This window comes from Burkholderia sp. MSMB617WGS (genome assembly GCF_001532025.2).
Taxonomy (GTDB): Bacteria; Pseudomonadota; Gammaproteobacteria; order Burkholderiales; family Burkholderiaceae; genus Burkholderia; species Burkholderia savannae.
Genome location: NZ_CP013458.1, coordinates 2077882 through 2099423, shown reverse-complemented (window position 1 = coordinate 2099423; position 21542 = coordinate 2077882). Strand labels below are relative to the sequence as shown.

At 66.6% G+C, this 21542-nt stretch carries 15 protein-coding genes and 2 pseudogenes; 15 read left to right on the top strand and 2 right to left on the bottom strand.

The window, feature by feature from the left end:
- Positions 1-160 precede the first annotated feature (160 nt).
- From WT60_RS30175 to fdhA, 3 genes and pseudogenes are all read left to right on the top strand, one after another.
- On the top strand, positions 161-1414 hold the full coding sequence (locus tag WT60_RS30175; protein ID WP_059582761.1) for an HlyD family efflux transporter periplasmic adaptor subunit: 1254 nt from the start codon (positions 161-163) through the stop codon (positions 1412-1414).
- Positions 1415-1459: 45 nt separating this feature from the next.
- A pseudogene (locus tag WT60_RS30170) lies at positions 1460-2089 on the top strand (substrate-binding domain-containing protein); the annotation flags it as partial.
- 496 nt (positions 2090-2585) lie between these two features.
- Positions 2586-3785: a formaldehyde dehydrogenase, glutathione-independent gene (gene fdhA, locus WT60_RS30165; RefSeq protein WP_038752682.1), complete on the top strand. Its 1200-nt coding sequence runs from the start codon at positions 2586-2588 to the stop codon at positions 3783-3785.
- Between the two features lie 173 nt (positions 3786-3958).
- On the opposite strand, the gene WT60_RS30160 is transcribed toward fdhA, so the two are convergent.
- Positions 3959-4984 (bottom strand): GlxA family transcriptional regulator, encoded by a 1026-nt coding sequence (locus tag WT60_RS30160; RefSeq protein ID WP_038752680.1) that lies wholly within the window; start codon positions 4982-4984, stop codon positions 3959-3961.
- A gap of 460 nt (positions 4985-5444) precedes the next feature.
- Here WT60_RS30160 and WT60_RS30150 point away from each other — a divergent pair, with 460 nt between their 5' ends.
- The 11 genes from WT60_RS30150 (at position 5445) to WT60_RS30100 (ending at position 19691) form a co-directional block, all read left to right on the top strand.
- The gene (locus WT60_RS30150) at positions 5445-6719 is read left to right on the top strand and encodes a serine hydroxymethyltransferase (RefSeq protein ID WP_060355779.1); all 1275 of its coding nucleotides are present in this window, start codon (positions 5445-5447) and stop codon (positions 6717-6719) included.
- A 55-nt stretch (positions 6720-6774) separates the two neighbouring features.
- The gene (locus WT60_RS30145) at positions 6775-7746 is read left to right on the top strand and encodes a dipeptidase (protein ID WP_059578962.1); all 972 of its coding nucleotides are present in this window, start codon (positions 6775-6777) and stop codon (positions 7744-7746) included.
- 124 nt (positions 7747-7870) lie between these two features.
- Positions 7871-8404 carry a DUF5943 domain-containing protein gene (locus WT60_RS30140; protein ID WP_059578959.1) on the top strand — a complete coding sequence of 178 codons (534 nt, stop codon included), beginning with the start codon at positions 7871-7873 and terminating at the stop codon, positions 8402-8404.
- Positions 8405-8459: 55 nt separating this feature from the next.
- The gene (locus WT60_RS30135; RefSeq protein WP_060355778.1) at positions 8460-10523 is read left to right on the top strand and encodes an NADH:flavin oxidoreductase; all 2064 of its coding nucleotides are present in this window, start codon (positions 8460-8462) and stop codon (positions 10521-10523) included.
- A 2-nt stretch (positions 10524-10525) separates the two neighbouring features.
- A complete protein-coding gene (locus tag WT60_RS30130; RefSeq protein WP_060355777.1) occupies positions 10526-12451 on the top strand; it encodes a (Fe-S)-binding protein in 1926 nt (641 codons plus the stop codon).
- A 4-nt stretch (positions 12452-12455) separates the two neighbouring features.
- Positions 12456-13628, top strand: coding sequence for an electron transfer flavoprotein subunit alpha/FixB family protein (locus tag WT60_RS30125; RefSeq protein ID WP_060355776.1), 1173 nt, complete (start codon positions 12456-12458; stop codon positions 13626-13628).
- On the top strand, positions 13625-14410 hold the full coding sequence (locus tag WT60_RS30120; RefSeq protein ID WP_060355775.1) for a drug:proton antiporter: 786 nt from the start codon (positions 13625-13627) through the stop codon (positions 14408-14410). The genes WT60_RS30125 and WT60_RS30120 overlap by 4 nt, the downstream gene beginning before the upstream one ends.
- A gap of 24 nt (positions 14411-14434) precedes the next feature.
- Positions 14435-15703: an aromatic ring-hydroxylating dioxygenase subunit alpha gene (locus WT60_RS30115; RefSeq protein ID WP_100185421.1), complete on the top strand. Its 1269-nt coding sequence runs from the start codon at positions 14435-14437 to the stop codon at positions 15701-15703.
- A gap of 19 nt (positions 15704-15722) precedes the next feature.
- Positions 15723-16883: a hybrid-cluster NAD(P)-dependent oxidoreductase gene (locus WT60_RS30110; RefSeq protein WP_059648286.1), complete on the top strand. Its 1161-nt coding sequence runs from the start codon at positions 15723-15725 to the stop codon at positions 16881-16883.
- 109 nt (positions 16884-16992) lie between these two features.
- Complete coding sequence (locus WT60_RS30105; RefSeq protein WP_038752661.1) at positions 16993-17856, top strand: glycine betaine ABC transporter substrate-binding protein; 864 nt, start codon at positions 16993-16995, stop codon at positions 17854-17856.
- Positions 17857-18035: 179 nt separating this feature from the next.
- Positions 18036-19691 carry an APC family permease gene (locus WT60_RS30100; RefSeq protein ID WP_060355774.1) on the top strand — a complete coding sequence of 552 codons (1656 nt, stop codon included), beginning with the start codon at positions 18036-18038 and terminating at the stop codon, positions 19689-19691.
- Positions 19692-19768: 77 nt separating this feature from the next.
- Here WT60_RS30100 and purU read toward each other — a convergent pair whose 3' ends face one another.
- On the bottom strand, positions 19769-20644 hold the full coding sequence (purU, locus tag WT60_RS30095; RefSeq protein WP_059578928.1) for a formyltetrahydrofolate deformylase: 876 nt from the start codon (positions 20642-20644) through the stop codon (positions 19769-19771).
- Positions 20645-20867: 223 nt separating this feature from the next.
- Between purU and WT60_RS30090 the strand changes: the two are divergent.
- Positions 20868-21349 (top strand): annotated as a pseudogene (locus tag WT60_RS30090) (glycine betaine ABC transporter substrate-binding protein); the annotation flags it as partial.
- Positions 21350-21542 lie beyond the last annotated feature (193 nt).

The following is a 21542-nucleotide window of genomic DNA, read 5'->3' as shown; positions in this document are numbered from 1 at the left end:
GTAGGAAGACATCACCACGAGCGCCACCTCCATTGTGAATACGAGAGATTCAACCGACACTGCAACCGAACATCGAAGCCCTCCGGAGCGATCCGCGACGCCGCCCGGGCATGCCCGGCCAACGCACGATAGCGCCACCGACATCACGCACGCGAAGACCTTGAACGACACCGCCACTCACACCCGGCGCGCCAAGGCGCCGAACGATACGACGACCGCGGACGGCGCGCACGCGACGCCGGCGTCCGAGCACGCGCATCCCGACGCGGCCGCGTCGCTCGCCGCGCGCCGCGCGACGCGCCGCCGCCGCTTCACGCTGTTCTTCGGACTGCTGGCGATCGTCGCGCTCGCGGCGGCGCTCTACTGGTTCCTCGTCGGCCGCTTTAGCGAGGAGACCGACGACGCGTACGTGGCGGGCAACGTCGTGCAGATCGCCGCGCAGATTCAGGGGACGGTGACCGACATCCTGGTGACGGACACGCAGCGGGTGAAGGCGGGGCAGGTGCTGGTGAAGCTCGACGACGCGGACGCGTCGGCGGCGTACGCGCAGGCGCGGGCGCAGCTCGCGCAGGCGGTGCGGCAGGTGGCGAACACGCGGCTGTCGATGGGGATGTACGAAGAGACGGTGAAGGCGCGGGAGGCGGACCTGAAGCTCGCGCAGCAGGCGTACCGGGCGCGGGTGGGGGCGTCGGTGGAGGTGGTGGCGCCGGAGGAGCTGGCGCGGGCGAAGTCGTCGCTGGCGAACGCGCAGGCGGCGCTGGCGGGCGCGCAGGCGCAGCTGGACGCGGCGCGCGCGCTGGGCAGCGAGCGGCCGGCCGGGCAGAACCCGGCGGTGCAGCAGGCGGGCGCGCAGTTCAAGCTCGCGTACCGGAACCTGAAGCGCACGACGATCGTGTCGCCGGTGGACGGGACGGTCGGGCAGCGGTCGGTGCAGATCGGGCAGCAGGTGGGGCCGGGGGTGCCGCTGATGTCGGTGGTGCAACTGCGGCAGGTGTGGGTGGAGGCGAACTTCAAGGAAGGGCAGATCCGGCACATGCGGGTGGGGCAGCCGGTGCAGCTCGAGTCGGACCTGTACGGCGCGCGGGTGACGTATCGGGGCCGGGTGGAGGGGTTCTCGGCGGGGACGGGGAGCGCGTTCTCGATGCTGCCGCCGCAGAACGCGGCGGGGAACTGGATCAAGGTGGTGCAGCGGGTGCCGGTGGTGATCTCGCTGGAGCCGTCGGAGCTGGCGGCGCATCCGCTGCGGGTGGGGCTGTCGATGAAGGCGACGGTCCGCACGAAGGAGCGGGGCGGGCATCTGCTCGACGGCGAGGCGCCGCTGCCGGGCTTGCGCACGCAGGTGCACGACGGGTATGCGGGCGAGGCCGACGCGGCGGCGGAGGCGGTGATTCGGGAGAACGACGGCGGCCGGTGACGAGGCGCTCGCGGCATGTCGAACGACGGGACGCGGCGAATGTTCGTTGACGATCCGAGAATCCGTTTTCTTCAGGAGCGCGAATTTCCGTTCGTCGCATATGGCTGGACCGCCAGCGCTGCGCCGTATGCGTGGTTCGATTTCGACAACGAGGCGGGCGCGCACGCGGCTGTGCAGCGGCTGATCGTGTTCGGGCATCAGCGCATCGCGCTCGCGTGTGCGCCGCAGACGCTGAACTTCGCCGCGCAGCGGCGCGCGGGCTTCGAGCGCGCGCTGCGCGAAGCGGGGATCGAGCTCGATTCCGCGCTGTTTCGCGAATGCGCATTCACGCGCGACGGCGGCTACGATGCGACGCAGGCTTTGCTCGCGCTTCCGAGCCAGCCGAGCGCGCTTGTCGTCGACAACAACATCGCCGGCGCGGGCGCGTTCCGGGCGATCGTCGAGAGCGGCAGGCGCTTCGTCGACGACATATCGCTGATCGTCTACGACGGCGTGTCGCGCGACATCTCGTTTCCGCACCGGGCGACCGCGGTGGTGCAGCCTACCGGGCAAGCGTCCGGCTTGGCGATTGCCGAGCTGATGCTCGGCGTCATCGCGGAGCCGCCGGGCATCGCGCATCGGCTCGCGTCGCCTGTTGTCGAGCCGGGCGATACGGACGGGCCGCTCGGCGGTTGACGCGCACCGGACGCAAGATGTTGCGACGCACGCATTGCGTCGTGCAGCATGACGCCGCTTGGCGCAATGCGTGCGTTATGCCGAGGCGATTGCATGTCGCACGGCTCACGCCGCAAATCGCAAATCGCAAATCGCAAATCGCCGATTACTATCCACTGCCCACTGCCCACTGCCCACTGCACGCAGCACGCAGCACGCAGCACGCAGCACGCAGCACGCAGCACGCAGCACGCAGCACGCAGATCGCAGATCGCAGATCGCAGATCGTCGCCGCCGCCTCAGTCACCGCCGCCTCAGTCACCAGCGCCATCGCCATTGCCCTCCACCGTTACCGCTCCGATGTCGGCCGCAGCCAAGCCGATGTCGGTTTTTGGACGCTCGCCCCCCCGGCTCGCGGACTACCCTCGGAAAGCTCGCTGCAAGCCCGTCCGACGCGCCCGAGCGCGCGGGCCGGGCGAGGCGCGGCGCACCGCCAACGAGACATGGAGACAATGCGATGAGCAGCAACCGAGGTGTCGTGTATCAGGGGCCGGGCAAGGTCGAGGTGCAGAAGATCGACTACCCGAAGATGGTCGATCCGAGCGGTCGCGCGATCGGCCACGGCGTGATCCTGAAGGTGGTCAGCACGAATATCTGCGGCTCCGATCAGCACATGGTGCGCGGCCGCACGACGGCGCCCGTCGGCCTCGTGCTCGGTCACGAGATCACGGGCGAGGTGATCGAAGTCGGCCGCGACGTCGAGACGCTGAAGATCGGCGATCTCGTGTCGGTGCCGTTCAACGTCGCGTGCGGCCGCTGCGCGATGTGCAAGGAGCAGCACACGGGCGTGTGCCTGAACGTGAACCCGTCGCGCGCGGGCGGCGCGTACGGCTACGTCGACATGGGCGGCTGGATCGGCGGCCAGGCCGAATACGTGCTCGTGCCTTACGCCGATTTCAACCTGCTGAAGTTCCCCGACCGCGATCAGGCGATGGCGAAGATCCGCGATCTCACCTGCCTGTCCGACATCCTGCCGACGGGCTATCACGGCGCGGTGTCGGCCGGCGTGAAGCCCGGCTCGACCGTCTACGTCGCGGGCGCGGGCCCTGTCGGGATGGCAGCCGCCGCGTCGGCGCGCCTGCTCGGCGCCGCGTGCACGATCGTCGGCGACATGAACGCCGAGCGTCTCGCGCATGCGAAGGCGATGGGCTTCGAGGTTGTCGATTTGTCGAAGGACGCGACGCTCGGCGAGCAGATCGAGCAGATCCTCGGCAAGCCGGAGATCGATTGCGCGGTCGACTGCGTCGGCTTCGAGGCGCACGGCCACGGTTCGTCAGGCCATGCGGAGGAAGCGCCCGCGACGGTGCTGAACTCGCTGATGGAAATCACGCGGCCCGCCGGCGCGATCGGCATTCCGGGGCTGTACGTGACCGACGATCCGGGCGCCGCCGACGTCGCCGCGAAGCACGGCAGCCTGAGCATCCGCTTCGGTTTGGGCTGGGCGAAGTCGCACTCGTTCCATACCGGCCAGACGCCCGTCCTCAAATACAACCGCAACCTGATGCAGGCGATTCTGTTCGACCGGTTGCCGATCGCGAAGATCGTCAACGTCGCGGTGATCTCGCTCGACGATGCGCCGGAAGGCTACAAGAAGTTCGACGGCGGCGCGCCGCGCAAATTCGTCATCGATCCGCACGGGATGCTGAAGGCCGCATGATGCGCGCATAGGCGGCCCGCCGCGATCGGGTGTCCTGCCGGGCGACGAACATGGCCCGCCGGTTCGCAGAGCCGGCGGGCCATTCGTTTTGGGGTGCGAAGTCCGACGAAAAGCGAAGTTGCCAATGGAGCCGGAGCCGCCGAATCCGGCGCCGCTCGCGCGGACGAGCGCGCTCAGGCGTGCAACATCATCGCCGGCGCGGGTGCGCCGCCCGGCATCGCGGGTTGCGCGAGCGGCGCAACCTGCTTGCGGCGTTCGCGCGTCGGCGCGGTGCCGAACGCGTCGCGATAGCTCTTGCTGAAGTGACACGCGGACTGGAAGCCGCACGCCATCGTGATGTGCATGATCGACATGTCGGTTTGCAGCAGCAGCTCGCGCGCGCGGCGCAGGCGCAGCGTCAGGTAGTAGTGCGTCGGCGTCATCCCGAGATGCTCGCGGAAAAGGCGCTGCAACTGCCGCTGCGACATGTTCGCGAGCCGCGCGAGCTCTTCGCGCGACAGCGGCTCTTCGATGTTGTTCTCCATCAGCGCGATCACCTCGAACAGCGACTTGTTCGCGGAACCGAGCCGCGCGACGAGCGGCATTCGTTGCTGCGCGCTCGTGTCGCGCACGTGCTCGACGATGAACTGCTCGGCGATCTGCGTGACGCGCGCGGTGCCGATGCGCGCGGCGATCAGGTTCAGCATCATGTCGAGCGGCGCGACGCCGCCCGTGCAGGTCACGCGATCGCGATCGATCACGAACAGCTCTTTCAGAAAGCGGGTGTCCGGAAATTCTTCCTTCAGCGCCGAGAGGTTTTCCCAGTGGATCGCGCACGCATAGCCGGCGAGGAGCCCCGCCTTCGCGAGCGCGTAGGTGCCGGTGCACAGGCTGCCGAGCGCGACGCCCGCGCGCGCGAAGCGGCGCAGCGTCGCGAGATGCTCGGGCTGCGTCGCGCGCTGCACGTCGACGCCGCCGCAGACGAACACGATGTCCGGTTGCCCGACGCAGTCGGCCGGGCCGGTGTCGACCGCGAGTCCGTTGCTCGCCGTGACCAAGCCGCCTTCCGGGCTGACGATCGACCAGCGGTAAAGCGGCTGCCCGCTCAGGTAGTTGGCCATCCTGAGCACTTCGATCGCGTTCGTGAACGCGATCATCGTGAAGTTGGGCAGCGGCATGAACGCGAAATGAGACAGCGACGCAGTGCGGTCGGGCGACATGGGGAAGCGTTCCTTGGATCTGATCTTGATGCGGCCGGGGCGCTCGGCTCGCGTATTGTGAAATCGAGCGCAACAAGCGTGCCATACGGCTAAACCCTAGATCCGGGCGGCCGCCTGTCGGCGGCCTTTCGCTGCACCGCACCGTAACCGTGAGCGGCTGCGCCGCCCGAGTGCAGCGGCGGCACCGGGCCAGTGCCGGCCGCCAGCCGCCGCCGCGCCGCGGCTGCGGCGGCCGCCTCGGTCGCGGCGGCTACCGCAAAAACGCACGACCGGTCACTTGTTCAAAAGTGACGAACATGTCGGAAAAGGGAAAGAACGCGTCTGAATTCATCAATAGGCGAAAAATCCGAACGACAAGAATAGAGCCGTCGGCAGCCGCTGCGGCGGGACGCCAAGACGTCGCGCGGCGGGCCTTCGAGCCCGCTGCGGAGCCCCTCAAAATTCAGTGACGAGACGCCCTATGTCGAACGCCAATCCCTTCTTCTCGCAATCGCTCGCCGAGCGCGACGCGTCCGTGCGCGGCGCGCTCCTCAAGGAACTCGAACGACAGCAGTCGCAGGTCGAGCTGATCGCGTCGGAGAACATCGTGTCGCGCGCGGTGCTCGAGGCGCAGGGCTCGGTGCTGACGAACAAGTATGCGGAAGGCTATCCGGGCAAGCGTTACTACGGCGGCTGCGAGTTCGCGGACGAAGTCGAGGCGCTCGCGATCGATCGCGTGAAGCGAATCTTCAATGCCGGCTATGCGAACGTGCAGCCGCATTCCGGCGCGCAGGCGAACGGCTCGGTGATGCTCGCGCTCGCGAAGCCGGGCGAAACGGTGCTCGGGATGTCGCTCGACGCGGGCGGACACCTGACGCACGGCGCGAAGCCCGCGCTGTCCGGCAAATGGTTCAACGCCGTCCAGTACGGCGTGAACCGCGACACGATGCTGATCGACTACGACCAGGTCGAGGAACTCGCGCAGCGGCACAAGCCGAGCCTCGTCATCGCGGGCTTCTCCGCCTATCCGCGCGCGCTCGACTTCGCGCGCTTCCGCCGGATCGCCGACGGCGTCGGCGCGAAGCTGATGGTCGATATGGCGCACATCGCCGGCGTGATCGCCGCGGGCCGCCACGCGAATCCGGTCGAGCACGCGCACGTGGTCACGTCGACCACGCACAAGACGCTGCGCGGCCCGCGCGGCGGCTTCGTGCTGACGAACGACGAGGAGATCGCCAAGAAGATCAACTCGGCGGTGTTTCCCGGCCTGCAGGGCGGCCCGCTGATGCACGTGATCGCCGGCAAGGCGGTTGCGTTCGGCGAGGCGCTGACGGGCGACTTCAAGATCTACATCGACCGCGTGCTCGCGAACGCGCAGGCGCTCGGCGAAGTGCTGAAGGCGGGCGGCGTCGATCTCGTGACGGGCGGCACCGACAATCACCTGCTGCTCGTCGATCTGCGCCCGAAGGGGCTGAAGGGCGCGCAGGTCGAGCAGGCGCTCGAGCGTGCGGGCATCACGTGCAACAAGAACGGCATTCCGTTCGACACCGAAAAGCCGACGATCACGTCGGGCATTCGCCTCGGCACGCCGGCCGGCACGACGCGCGGCTTCGGCGCGGCGGAGTTTCGCGAGGTCGGCCGGCTGATTCTCGAGGTGTTCGACGCGCTGCGCACGAACCCGCAAGGCGATCACGCGGCCGAGCAGCGCGTGCGCCGCGAGATCTTCGCGCTCTGCGAGCGCTTCCCGATCTACTGAACCGAACGCCGCGCCTTCGCACGACGACCGACGCGCAGACAAGACTGGAGAATTCATGAGCACGCTGCATCAGGACAGCATCATCATCGACGGCCTGAACATTTCGAAGTTCGAACGTTCGGTGTTCGAGGACATGCACAAGGGCGGCGTGACGGCCGCGAACTGCACGGTGTCCGTGTGGGAGAACTTCACGAAGACGGTCGACAACATCGCGCTGATGAAAAAGCAGATTCGCGACAACGGCGAGCTGCTGACGCTCGTGCGCACGACCGACGACATCTTTCGCGCGAAGCAGGAAGGCAGGACGGGCGTGATTCTTGGCTTCCAGAACGCGCACGCGTTCGAGGACAACCTCGGCTACGTCGAGGCGTTCGCCGACATGGGCGTGCGCGTCGTGCAGCTTTGCTACAACACGCAGAACCTCGTCGGCACCGGCTGTTACGAGCGCGACGGCGGCTTGTCGGATTTCGGCCGCGAGGTGATCGCCGAGATGAACCGTGTCGGGATCATGGTCGACCTGTCGCACGTCGGCGGCAATACGTCGTCGGAGGCGATCGCGTTCTCGAAGAAGCCCGTCTGCTATTCGCATTGCCTGCCGTCGGGGCTCAAGGAGCATCCGCGCAACAAGAGCGACGAACAGTTGAAGGAGATCGCGGACGCGGGCGGCTTCGTCGGCGTGACGATGTTCGCGCCGTTCCTGAAGCGCGGGATCGACGCGACGATCGACGATTACATCGAGGCGATCGATTACGTCGTGAACCTGATCGGCGAGGACGCAGTCGGCATCGGCACCGATTTCACGCAGGGCTACAGCGTCGACTTTTTCGATTGGCTCACGCACGACAAGGGCCGCTATCGCCGGCTCACGAATTTCGGCAAGATCGTGAATCCGGAAGGCATCCGAACGATCGGCGAATTCCCGAACCTGACGGCCGCGATGGCGCGTGCCGGCTGGAAGGAGTCGCGCATCCGCAAGATCATGGGCGAGAACTGGGTGCGCGTGTTCAAGGAGGTCTGGGGCGCGTAGGCGTTCCGCATTCTTCGTTTTCAACCGATTCGATTCAGGACGCGCCCGCGCAACGAGCGACGGCGCGCGGACGATGCCGCGCGTGCGCGAAGACGCCGCGCGTTTCACCCCACGGAGTCACACGATGCAACCGCAACTGCCGATCGACGTCGATCCGAACACCGGCGTCTGGACCACCGACGCGCTGCCGATGCTGTACGTGCCGCGCCATTTCTTCACGAACAACCATACGGCGGTCGAAGAGGCGCTCGGCCGCGACGTCTACGCGGACATCCTCTACCAAGCCGGCTACAAGTCGGCGTACCACTGGTGCGACAAGGAAGCGAAGCAGCACGGAATCGCAGGGATGGCGGTGTTCGAGCATTACCTGAAGCGCTTGTCGCAGCGCGGCTGGGGCCTGTTCTCGATCGTCGAGGCCGAGCCGGAGGCCGCGCGCGCGAAGATCGAGCTGCGCCATTCGTCGTTCGTGCTCGCGCAGCCGGACAAGGTCGGCAAGCTCTGCTACATGTTCGCCGGCTGGTTCGCGGGCGCGATGGACTGGGTCAACGACACGACGCCGGAAGGCAAGCGCGCGCCGCGCGCGCAATCGAAGGAAACGCGATGCGCGGCCGAAGGCCACGACCATTGCGTGTTCGAAGTGTCGCCGCTTTCGCACTGACACGACATCTTCCACGCCAACGTCACGCTCACGAGAACGCAAGAGGTCGCCCGCGATGCGCTATCCCAATCTGTTCAAACCCTTGACGCTGAATCAGCTCACGCTGCGCAACCGGATCGTCAGCACCGCGCATGCGGAGGTGTATGCGGAGCCGGGCGGGTTGCCCGGCGATCGCTACATCCGCTACTACGAGGAAAAGGCGAAGGGCGGCGTCGGCCTCGCCGTGTGCGGCGGGTCGAGCCCCGTGTCGGTCGACAGCCCGCAAGGCTGGTGGAAGTCGGTGAATCTGTCGACCGACAAGATCGTCGATCCGCTCGCGCGGCTCGCCGAAGCGATGCATCGGCACGGCGCGAAGATCATGATCCAGGCGACGCACATGGGCCGCCGCTCCGCATTTCACGGCGAGCACTGGCCGCATCTGATGTCGCCGTCGGGCGTGCGCGAGCCGGTGCATCGCGGCAACGCGAAGATCATCGAGGTCGAGGAAATCCGGCGGATCATCGGCGATTTCGCGGCGGCCGCGAAGCGCGTGAAGGATGCGGGGATGGACGGCATCGAGATCTCGGCCGCGCACCAGCATCTGATCGACCAGTTCTGGAGCCCGCGCACGAACTTTCGCTCCGACGAATGGGGCGGCAGCCTCGAGAACCGGCTGCGCTTCGGCGTCGAGGTGCTGAAGGCCGTGCGCGAGGCAGTCGGCCGCGACTTCTGCGTCGGCCTGCGGATGTGCGGCGACGAGTTTCACGAGGACGGCCTCGGTCACGAGCAATTGAAGGAGATCGCGCAGGCGATGTCCGAGACGGGCCTGATCGATTATCTCGGCGTGATCGGCTCCGGCGCGGACACGCACAACACGCTCGCGAACTGCATGCCGCCGATGGCGCTGCCGCCCGAGCCGTTCGTGCATCTCGCGGCGGGCATCAAGTCGGTCGTCAAGATTCCGGTGATGCACGCACAGAGCATTCGCGACGCGGGCCAGGCCGAGCGCCTGCTCGCGAGCGGAATGGTCGATCTCGTCGGCATGACGCGCGCGCAGATCGCCGATCCGCACATGGTCATCAAGATCCGCGACGGCCGCGAGGACGAGATCAAGCAGTGCGTGGGCGCGAACTATTGCATCGACCGCCAGTACAACGGCCTCGACGTGCTGTGCGTGCAGAACGCGGCGACGTCGCGCGAGGCGACGATGCCGCACGTGATCGAGAAGTCGCGTGGACCGAGGCGCAAGGTCGTCGTGGTCGGCGCGGGGCCCGCAGGGCTCGAAGCGGCGCGCGTCGCGCGTTCGCGCGGCCACGACGTCGTGCTGTTCGAGAAGAACACGGAAGTCGGCGGCCAGATCGTGCTCGCCGCGAAGGCGCCGCAGCGCGAGCAGATGGCGGGCATCGTGCGCTGGTTCGACATGGAGACGAAGCGGCTCGGCGTCGATCGGCGGCTCGGGGTCGAAGCCGACGAGAAAATGATCATGGCCGAGAAGCCGGACATCATCGTGCTCGCCACGGGCGGGCGCAGCTTCACCGATCAGGTGCCGGCGTGGGGCGTCGCTGACGGGCTCGCCGTCAGCTCGTGGGACATCCTGTCGGGCCGCGTCGAGCCGGGCAAGAACGTGCTCGTCTATGACGGCGTCAGCACGCATGCGGGCGCGGGCGTCGCCGATTTCATCGCGAGCCGCGGCGCGAATGTCGAGATCGTCACGCCGGACGTGAAGATCGCCGACGACTGCGGCGGCACGACGTTCCCGATCTTCTATCGCCGCCTGTACGCACAGGGCGTGATCCACACGCCGAACTACTGGCTCGATCGCGTGTACGAAGAGGACGGCAAGAAGATCGCGGTGCTGCGCAACGAATACACGGAGGAGCAGGAAGAGCGCGCGGTCGATCAGGTCGTGATCGAGAACGGCATCGCGCCGAACGACGCGCTGTACTGGAAGCTGAAGCCCGAGTCGGTCAATCGCGGGCAGATCGACGTGCACAAGTTGTTCGCCGCCGAGCCGCAACCGTGCCTTTCCGAGGCGCTCGGCAACGGCCGCTTCCTGCTGTTTCGCGTCGGCGACTGCATCTCGATGCACAACATCCACGGCGCGATCTACGACGCGCTGCGCCTCGTGAAGGATTTCTGACGATGAATCCGGCCATCCTGATCACCGCGCTGTTGTGGCTGTCGCTCGCGGGCCTCGCGTTCGCGGTCGCGAAGCGTTCGTCGTACTGGCGGCTCGGCCGCGCGAGCGCGCCCGGCGCATTCGGGCTCGCGAATCTGCTTGCGATTCCGAAGCGTTACTTCGTCGATCTGCATCACGTGGTCGCGCGCGATCCGTATATCGCGAAGACGCACGTCGCGACGGCGGGCGGCGCGCTCGCCGCGCTCGCGCTCGTGTTCGTCAACTACGGGCTCGCGATCTACTCGCCGTGGCTCGACAAGCTGATCTTTCTGGCGGCGCTTTCGATGCTCGTCGGCGCGGTGTTCGTCTGGCGCCGCCGCCATGCGAAGGACGTGCCCGCGCGTTTGTCGCGCGGCCCGTGGAATACGCTGCCGTGGCTGCTCGGCGCGTTCTCGCTCGGGCTCGTGCTGTTCATGCTCGTGCCGACGGCCGCGATGTCGGGCGCGTTCGCCGTGCTTTGCGCGATGCTGATCGGCGTCGGCGCGTTCGCGATGACGCTCGGCGCGGCGAAGGGCGGGCCGATGAAGCATGCGATCGCGGGTCTCCTGCATCTCGCGTTTCACCCGCGCCAGGAACGCTTTGCGGCGACGCGCGAGCCGTACACCGGCAATGGCGCGGCGACGCCGCCGACCGCATTGAAGCCGTCCGACATCGAACACGACGAGTACGGCGTCGCGAAGCCGGCCGAATTCCACTGGAACCAACTGCTGAGCTTCGATGCGTGCGTGCAGTGCGGCAAGTGCGAGGCCGCGTGCCCCGCGTTCGCGTCGGGTCAGCCGCTCAATCCGAAGAAGCTGATTCAGGATCTCGTCATTGGGATGGCGGGCGGCACCGACGCCGCTTACGCGGGCAGCCCGACGCCCGGCATTCCTGTCGGCCAGCACGGCGGCGGCCCGCAGCGTCCGATCGTGTCGTCGCTGATCGAGGCCGACACGCTGTGGTCGTGCACGACGTGCCGCGCGTGCGTGCAGGAGTGCCCGATGCTGATCGAGCACGTAGACGCGATCGTCGACATGCGGCGCAACCAGACGCTCGTGCACGGCGCCGTGCCCGGCAAGGGCGCGGAAGTGCTCGCGAACCTGCGCGAGACGGGCACGATGGGCGGCTACGACGCGGCCGCGCGCTACGATTGGTCGGTCGATCTGAGCGCGCCCGTCGCGCAGCCGGGGCGCAACGTCGACGTGTTGATCGTGGCCGGCGAGGGTGCGTTCGACATGCGCTATCAGCGCACGCTGCGCGCGCTCGTGAAGGTGCTGAACCACGCGGGCGTCGATTACGCGGTGCTCGGCCGCGCGGAAACCGATACGGGCGACGTCGCGCGCCGGCTCGGCGACGAAGCGACGTTTCAGCAGATGGCGAAGCGCCTGATCGGCACGCTCGGCGCGCTGTCGTTCAAGCAGATCGTGACGGCCGATCCGCACGTGATGCACAGCCTGCGCAACGAGTACCGCGCGCTCGGCAGCCGCTACACGGTCAAGCATCACACGACGTTCGTCGCCGAGCTCGTCGCGGCAGGCAAGATCAAGCCGCAGGCGGCCGAGGCGCTGCGCGAGAAGCGCATCACCTATCACGACCCTTGCTATCTCGGCCGCTACAACGGCGAGACTGAAGCGCCGCGCAAGCTTCTGAAGACGATCGGCATCCAGGTCGTCGAGATGGAGCGTCACGGCATGCGCGGCCGCTGCTGCGGTGGCGGCGGCGGCGCACCGCTCACCGACATTCCGGGCAAGCAGCGAATTCCCGACATCCGGATCGCCGATGCGCGCGCGGTAAGCGCGGATGTCGTCGCGGTCGGCTGCCCGAACTGCACCGCGATGCTCGAAGGCGTCGTCGGCCCGCGGCCCGACGTGCTCGACGTCGCCGAACTCGTCGCCGCCTCGCTGGAGTGACCCGATGACCACGCTCAAACGAATCGATCCGCGCCGGCCGTTCGTCGTCACCGCGGCCGGACTCAAACGCATCACGCTCGGCGAGACGGGCGGCGCATCCGGCGACGCCGCGCGGTGGACGCCGCACGCGCACGGCGCGACGGCCACGAAGCCGGTGCGCGTCGTGCGGGACGCGAAGCGCGTGTTCCTCGTTGCCGCGCACAGCGAGCGCGGCGCGCTCGACGAGCACGCGCGCCAGACGCTCGCGGCCGCCGCGTTGCTCGCCGATGCGCACACGGAAGTCGCGCTCGTCGTGTTCGGAGAACTAAACGATGACGCCGGCGCGCTCGGCGCCGACACGCTGATCGTGCTGCGCGGCTTCGACCGCCGCGCGTTCGCGCCGGAGCGCGAGCTCGATGCGCTGCGCGCGTGCGCGGCGGCGCTGTCGCCGCAGCACGTGTTCATGCCGGACAACGCGACGGGCGACGGCGATCTCGGCCGACGCTATGCGGCGGCCACGAACGCGAGCGTCGCGACGCACGTCGCCGAAATCGCGACGGATCACGTCGGCGTGTACGTCGACGCGAAACGCAGCTTCGCGACGCGCACGCTGCCCGACGTCGTGCTGCTCGCGCCGAACGCCGTCGACCCGAAGCTGCCGTTCGTCGGCGCGGCGCTCGAGCGCGCGCTCGATGCCGTTTTCGACGCACGTGCTTCGTCCGGCGACCATTACCACGACCTGGGCCTCGAAGAGATCGACGCCGCGCAGGTCGCGCTAGAAGAAGCGGACTTCATCGTGTCGGCGGGCAACGGCGTGACCGACGTCGCCGCGTTCGAGACGCTCTCGGCAACCTTCGGCGCGGCGATCGGCGCGAGCCGCGTCGCGGTCGACAACGGGCATTTCACGCGCGACAAGCAGGTCGGCGCGACCGGCAAGACGGTCGACGCGAGCGTGTACATCGCGTTCGGGATTTCGGGCGCGGTTCAGCACCTGCAGGGGATCAAGGATTGCCGTCACGTGATCGCGGTGAATCTCGACGGCAGCGCGCCGATCGTCAAGCGCGCGAACCTGACGATCGTCGGCGATGCGCAGGCGACGATCGCCGCGCTGATCGACGCGGTGAGCGCGGCTCGCGCCACGCATGGGCGATCGAGCGCCGCATCGAGGGAAAGCGAATACATGGGAGCCGCTGCATGAACGCGAATCGCAAGCTGGCAAGCATCGCGGTGCTGGTGTCGGTAGGGCGCCATCCGGTGTCGGGCGCGCCGCGTTACAGCCGCAACGATGCGGCCGCGCTCGAGATCGGCCGCGCGTTGGCGGCCGAACATCGTGCGCGGCTCGATGTTATCCACGCGGGCGATCCGCGCTGCCCGGCGCTGGCCGACTATCTCGCGCTCGGCGCGGCGCGCGTCGAGGTGCTCGAATGCGCGGACGGCGACGACGCTGCCGCCGCGCTCGCCGAGCGCGTGCGCGGCCACGATCTCGTGTTGACCGGCACGCGAGCCGAAGGCGCATACGACACGGGCATGCTGCCGTACCGCATCGCCGCGGCGCTCGGCTGGCGGTTCGCGGGTGCGGCGGTCGACGTGGGCATCGACGCGGGACGCGCGACGCTGAGGCAATTCTTGCCGAAAGGCGTTCGTAGGCGTGTCGACGCGGCGCTGCCTGCCGTCGTCGCCGTGCATCCGCTCGCGAATGCGCAGCCGCGCTACGCGTATGCGCGGCTGCGCGCGGGCGAGGTGCGCGCGACGCGCGCCGCGGTGCGCCCGTCGGCCGATGCCGCGCGATGGACGACGCGTCCGGCCGAGCGCAAGCCGGTGAAGCTCGCGGCGGCCGACAAGCGCTCCGGCCACGCGCGGATGCTGTCCGCTACGACGACTGAAAGCCGCGGCGGAAACGTCGTAATTGAAGGGAGTTCGGTCGAAAAAGCACAAGTGATCCTTGCGTATTTGCGCGAGCATCAGCTCATCGACTACTGAACGAGGCCTGTCGGCAACAACACCATGGATGCAAGGAATCCGGAGCAAACGATGAAAGTATCGACAGACATCCGCGCGCTGGTGGCCCGGCGAAAGGCGGGCTACAGCCTCGAAGCCCCGTTCTATCTGAGCGACCAGATCTTCGCGCTCGACATGGACGCGATCTTTCGGCGGCATTGGATTCAGGTGGGTGTCGAGCCGGACGTGCCCGAGCCCGGCGATTACGTGACGGTTCAGCTCGGCGCGGATTCGATTCTGATCGTGCGCGACGACGACATGGAGATCCGCGCGTTCCATAACGTGTGCCGCCATCGCGGCGCACGACTGTGCAACGAAGAAAAAGGCTCCGTCGGCAACATCGTGTGCCCGTATCACAGCTGGACGTACAACCTGACCGGCCAGTTGATGTTCGCCGAGCATATGGGCGAGAAGTTCGATCGCTGCAAGCATAGTCTGAAGCCCGTTCATCTGCAGAATCTCGCGGGGCTCCTGTTCGTGTGCCTGGCCGACGAGCCGCCTGCCGATTTCGCGACGATGCGCGCGGCGATGGAGCCGTATCTGCTGCCGCATGATCTGCCGAACACGAAGATCGCCGCGCAGGTCGACATCATCGAGAAAGGCAACTGGAAGCTGACGATGGAGAACAATCGCGAGTGCTATCACTGCGTCGCGAACCATCCGGAGCTGACCATTTCGTTGTACGAATACGGCTTCGGCTATCAGCCGTCGCCCGCGAATGCCGAAGGGATGGCCGCGTTCGAGCGCACCTGCGTCGAGCGCGCCGCGCAGTGGGAAGCACTGAGCCTGCCGTCCGTCGAGGTCGAGCGCCTGACCGACGTGACGGGCTTTCGCACGCAGCGGCTGCCGCTCGACCGCAGCGGCGAATCGCAGACGCTCGACGCGAAGGTCGCGTCGAAGAAGCTGCTCGGCGAATTCCGCCGCGCCGATCTCGGCGGGCTGTCGTTCTGGACGCAGCCAAATTCGTGGCACCACTTCATGAGCGACCACATCGTCACGTTCTCTGTGATCCCGCTGTCGGCCGGCGAGACGCTCGTGCGGACGAAATGGCTCGTTCACAAGGACGCGAAGGAAGGCATCGATTACGACGTGAAGAACCTGACGGCCGTCTGGAACGCGACGAACGACCAGGATCGCGCACTCGTCGAGTTCTCGCAACGCGGCGCGGCGAGTTCCGCGTACGAGCCGGGCCCATATTCTCCGTACACCGAAGGACTCGTCGAGAAGTTCTGCGAGTGGTACATCGACCGCCTCGCCGCGCATTTCGGCGCATAGCACGACGACGGAGCGCAACATGATGCGAGATGCCGCGAATTTCGAACCGGCCGACAGCCGCGTGACGCGCCCCGCGTTCTGGCAGGCGCTGCCGGAGCGCTGGACGAGCGACGTCGAGGAGACGCTCGTCTGCTGTCACGTGCGGCAGGAAACGCACGACGTGAAGAGCTTCTTCTTCCGTTCGCCGCAGGGGCGCGCGTTCTCGTTCGAGCCTGGTCAGTTCGTCACGCTCGAGCTCGACATCGACGGCGAGACGATCAACCGCTGTTACACGATCTCGTCGTCGCCCGCGCGGCCGCATACGATCTCGATCACGGTCAAGCGCGTGCCGGGCGGCAAGGTGTCGAACTGGCTGCACGACAACCTGCAGCCGGGCGCGCCGCTGCGCGTGCTCGGCCCGGCGGGCGAGTTCACGTGCGCACGGCATCCGGCGCGCAAGTATCTGTTCCTGTCAGCGGGCTCGGGCGTCACGCCGCTGATGTCGATGAGCCGCGCGCACCACGATCTCGCGGAGGATCGCGACATCGTGTTCGTCCACAGCGCGCGCACGCCGGACGACATCATCTTCGCGCGCGAGCTCGACCTGATCGCGTCGACGCATGCGAACTTTCGCGCCGCGTTCGTCTGCGAGCGGCTCGGCGCGCGCACGAACTGGCACGGCGTGACGGGCTTTCTGTCGCTGCCGCTTCTCAAGCTGATCGCACCGGATTTCTTCGAGCGCGAGGTCTTCACGTGCGGGCCCGCGCCGTACATGAAGGCGGTGCGCGAGATGCTCGACGAAGCCGGGTTCGATCTCAGCCGCTATCACGAAGAGAGCTTCTCGTTCGAGACGCTCGCCGAAAACGGCGCGCGCACCCTCGACGGAGAAGCCGCATCGGCCGATACGTCGAGCGACGCTTCGGGCGATGCGCAGGCGCGGCAATTCACGGTCGCGTTCGCAAAGAGCAATCGCGAGATCGCATGCGGCTCGGACCAGCACGTGCTCGACGCGGCACGGCGCGCGGGCGTGCGTCTGCCCGCGTCGTGCACGCAGGGCATGTGCGGCACCTGCAAGGTGAAGCTCGTGTCCGGCCAGGTCGACATGAAGCACAACGGCGGCATTCGTCAGCGCGAGATCGATCAGGGCATGGTGCTGCTGTGTTGCAGCAAGCCGCTGTCGGATCTCGTCGTCGACAAGTGAGCGCGTCGCGGGCGCGCAAGAACGTGTCGTAAAAGAACGATACCGGGCAATTGTGATTGAAGAACCTAGAGAGGCCCTTCGCTTTCCGACAACCTCAAGGAGATCGATCATGAAATTCCTCGCGAAACTAATGGGTTGCGGCGTGCTGTCGATGATGCTCGCCGCCGTCGCGCCTGTGCAGGCCGATACGAAGCCGACGTTGAAGATCGGCTATGTCGAAGGCTGGGACGACAGCGTCGCGACGTCGAACGTCGCCGCGCGCATCATCGAGATGAAGCTCGGTTATCCGGTGCAGCTCGTGCCGGTCGCGGCGGGCGTGATGTGGCAGGGCGTCGCGCGCGGCGATCTCGACGCGACGCTCTCCGCGTGGCTACCCGTCACGCAGGGTGCGTACTGGGATCAGTTCAAGACGAAGGTCGTCAATCTCGGCACTAATTTCCCCGACGCGAAAATCGGCCTCATCGTGCCGAGCTACGTGAAAGCGAAGTCGATTGACGATTTGAACGCGGAGAAGGGCGAGTTTTCCGGCCGCATCGTCGGCATCGACGCGGGCGCAGGCGTGATGCGCAAGACCGACGACACGATCAAGGCATATGGTCTGAACTATTCGCTGATGCCGAGCTCGGGCAGCGCGATGACGGCGGAACTCGCACGCTCGATCCATGCGAACAAGGCGGTGGTCGTGACGGGCTGGGCGCCGCACTGGATGTTCGCGAAATGGAAGCTGCGTTTCCTCGACGACCCGAAGAAGGTCTACGGCGAAGCGGAACACGTCGATAGCGTCGTGAATCCCGCGCTCGAAACGAAGGCGAAGCCCGTTGTCGCGTTCCTGAAGAAGTTCCAGTGGAAGCCGGGCGAGATCGACGGCGTGATGCTCGCGATCCAGAACGGATCGAAGCCCGCAGCGGCGGCCGACGCATGGATCGCCGCGCATGGCGATCGCGTCGGCGAATGGACCGCTTCCGCGCAGTGACGTTCGTGCGCTCAGGCCCGTGTGGTCGGGCTTGAGCGGTTGGGAGAAAATTCGAAGGTATCCGAACTAATTCGCAAAAATAGCGGGTTTCCCCGCAGGATTTTTGACATTTTTCGACTCGCACAACGAAGTGTTGTTAAAATGTACCCTTGTGCGGAGTCTTCACAGGAGGATTTTGGATGAGTCAAGCAGGACTGCGCGCGCGCAGCACCAGCGAGATTGAGGCAACCATCTCACATGAAGAAAGAGGCCGCACGCTGCATCGTGGCCTCAGTTGGAAGGACGCATTTTGGGTAACGAGCGGCGTGCCGGCAGGCGTGCTGTTCACGATCGGCGGCGTGTGCGCGACGATCGGCCAGCCCGCGTGGGCGGTGTGGATCGCCGCGATCACGATGGGTTTGATTCAAAGCGCGACTTATGCGGAAATTTCCGGGCTATTTCCCCATAAATCGGGCGGCGCATCGGTGTACGGTGCGATCGGCTGGGTGCGATACGGCAAGTTGATCGCGCCCGTTTCCGTGTGGTGCAACTGGCTCGCGTGGTCGCCGATGCTCGCGCTCGGCTGCGGCCTCGCGGCAAGCTATGCGCTCACCAGCCTGTTCCCGGCCGACGCAGCGATCCTGCACTGGCAATGGACGCTCGCCGATCTCGGTTTCATCAAACCCGGCCTGACCCTGCGGGTCAACGCCACCTTCGTGATCGCGACGATCCTGTTGCTGATCACGTTCAAGTTGCAGCACAGCGGCGCATCGAAAGCCGCACGCACGCAGCGTATTCTCGGCATCGCGTCGTTGACGCCGCTTCTCATCGTCGGCATCGTGCCGTTCGTCACGGGCGACGTGCCGATGTCGAATCTCCTGCCGTTGTTGCCGCTCGGCCACGACGCGCAGGGCAATCTCACCGCCGCCACGTTCGGCAGTTGGAACGGGCAGGGCGTCGTGATGGCGCTCGGCGCGATGTTCATGGCCGGCTGGGCTTCGTACGGCTTCGAAACGGCCGTCTGCTACACGCGCGAATTCCGCGATCCGCGTCGCGATACCGCGAAGGCGATCTTCTGGTCGGGCGCGCTGTGCCTGATCGTGATGACGCTCGTGCCGATGGCGTTCCAGGGCGCGCTCGGCACCGCAGCGATGCTCGATCCGCGCATCGGTGACGGCACGGGCGTCGCGGCAGCGATGGCGCGCATCGTCGGCGGCGGCGCGTGGATCGCGAACGCGATCGTCGTGATGTTGATGCTGTCGATCCTTCTGATCGTGATGACGTCGATGATGGGCTCGTCACGAACGCTCTACCAGGCGTCGGTCGACGGCTGGCTGCCGAAGTACCTGTCGCACGTGAACGAGCACGGCGCGCCGACGCGCGCGATGTGGACCGATCTCGGCTTCAACCTCGTGCTGCTGCTGATGTCGGACTACATGACGGTGCTGTCGATCTCGAACGTCTGCTACATGTTGTTCGTCTTCCTGAATTTGCAGTCGGGCTGGATTCACCGGATGGATCGCGGCGGATGGGAGCGGCCGTTCCGTTGTCCGACGTGGCTGCTCGTGCTCGGCTCGATCTGCGGCTACGCGAATCTTGTCTACGTCGGCGCGGGCGCCGACCTGCAAGGCGCGGGTACGTTGCGCAACGGCTTGATCGCGATGCTGCTGATCGTGCCGGTATTCGTCTATCGGCACTACTGGCAGGATCGCGGTCGTTTCCCCACGCAGATGCAGCGTGACATGGAACTCGTCGTGCCGGCGCGCCGCACGTGGCTGAATGCGGCGCCATACGCGGCGCTCGCGGCTGCCGTGCTGACGATCGGGATGTCTTATTACTTCGCTTGGGTTCGATAGCCGGCGTGCGCCGGCGGGGATGCCCGGATGCATTGGCGCATCCGGGCCGTCGCGAATCGGCGAACGCGCCGTGCGCGCTACTGGAACACCACGGTCCGGTCGCCGTTCAGGAACACGCGGCGCTCGATGAATGCCTTCACCGCACGCGCAAGCGTGATGCATTCGACGTCTCGTCCCACCGCAAGCAGTTGCTCCGGCCGGTACGAGTGATCGACGCGCTCGACCACTTGTTCGATGATCGGCCCCTCGTCGAGATCGTCGGTGACGAAGTGCGCGGTCGCGCCGATCAGCTTCACGCCGCGTGCATGCGCCTGGTGGTACGGTTTCGCCCCCTTGAATCCGGGCAGGAACGAATGGTGGATGTTGATCGCGCGGTTCGCGAGCGTCGCGCTCGTTTCGGGCGATAGCACCTGCATGTAGCGCGCGAGAATCACGAGCTCGGCGCCGCTCGTCTCGAGCACGTCGAGCCATTGCGCTTCCTGTTGCGCCTTCGTGTCGGCCGTGATCGGGAAATGCCGGAACGGCAGCCCGTGCTGCGCGGCAAGCGGTTCGAGATCCGAATGGTTCGACACGATCCCGACGATGTCCATCTTCAGCTCCCCCATTTTCCAGCGGAACAGCAGGTCGGCGAGGCAATGCTCGAGCTTCGACACCATGATCAGCACCTTCGGCCGCGCGGCAACGTCGTGGATCGCCCATTGCATGCGAAAGCGCGTCGCGATCGGCTCGAACTCGCGTCGCAGCGCGTCGATGCGCAGCGAATCGACGTCGCCCGTCGCATGGAACACGCAGCGCACGAAGAAGCGCTCGCTGAGGTCGTCGTCGAAGACGGTCAGCTCGTCGACGTAGCAACGATGCCGGTCGAGCAGCCCGACGACGGCGGCGACCTGGCCCGCCGCGCTCGGGCACGACAGCGTCAGCACGAACTGAAGGGGACGTTGTGGAACGGACATGTGTTTCCTCTGACTCGATGGCGTCTCGTGCCCGGCGCGAGTGCCGGGCTTCCGAGGCGACGCACAAGTTAATCAAGCCGGATCGAATGCGGATAGAACCGAATCGCCGCGCCGCTGGAATCGGCGCGCCAATGCGTGGGGCGTCACGCGCACGCGTCGGGCAACCGGCGGCGAAATGGCAGCGAAACAGCATCGAAGCAGCATCGAAACAGCGGCACGGCGCGCGCCTGCGGGCAAACGGGCGATTGCGGACGAGGCGCTCGAGCCGGCGAACGGGCAACTCGTCGAACCGAGCGAGAAGGGGATGCTGACGCAGGTCGAATGCGCGGTGCGAGGCCGCCAACGGATCGAATTCCTCGGCTGAGAGCCGCATCTGATGAATACGGCATCCCATCTCGTTCACCTGTCGGGCGGGGACGCGTATTTTGGCCCGACCTCCAGAGGCGCAATCGGCGACACCGCCGCACGCGCGGATTTCTCGAACCAGTGAGCGAATCTCTCGCGCGCCTGTTCCGGCGGATGACGTTCACAGTCAATCTGGAGAACGGAACAATCGCCGCGATGCTGCAGGATAGACGCTCCGCTGTGGGCGCCGCGCAACGCGCGTCGCGCACGCATTCGCCGCTTGTCGACGAATCGCTCGGCGGCGTGACCACCGCGAACGGCGCGCTGCGCTTGCCTGCAGCGCGAGCCGCGCTGACGGCCGACGTCGGCTTCGGACCGGTTCGTCGCATCGTGACCATTCGACGTCGCCTGGAGACGGGTAGGGCGAAAAATGGGTTTGTATTTTTCGCCAACGGCATCCGATTGTGTGCGAGATGCGCAACGGCCGTCGGAGTGGTGCGTCGTTTCAGCAATAGTCGCGGATTCGCGTGGTCAAGGCGGGAATCTTTTTTCT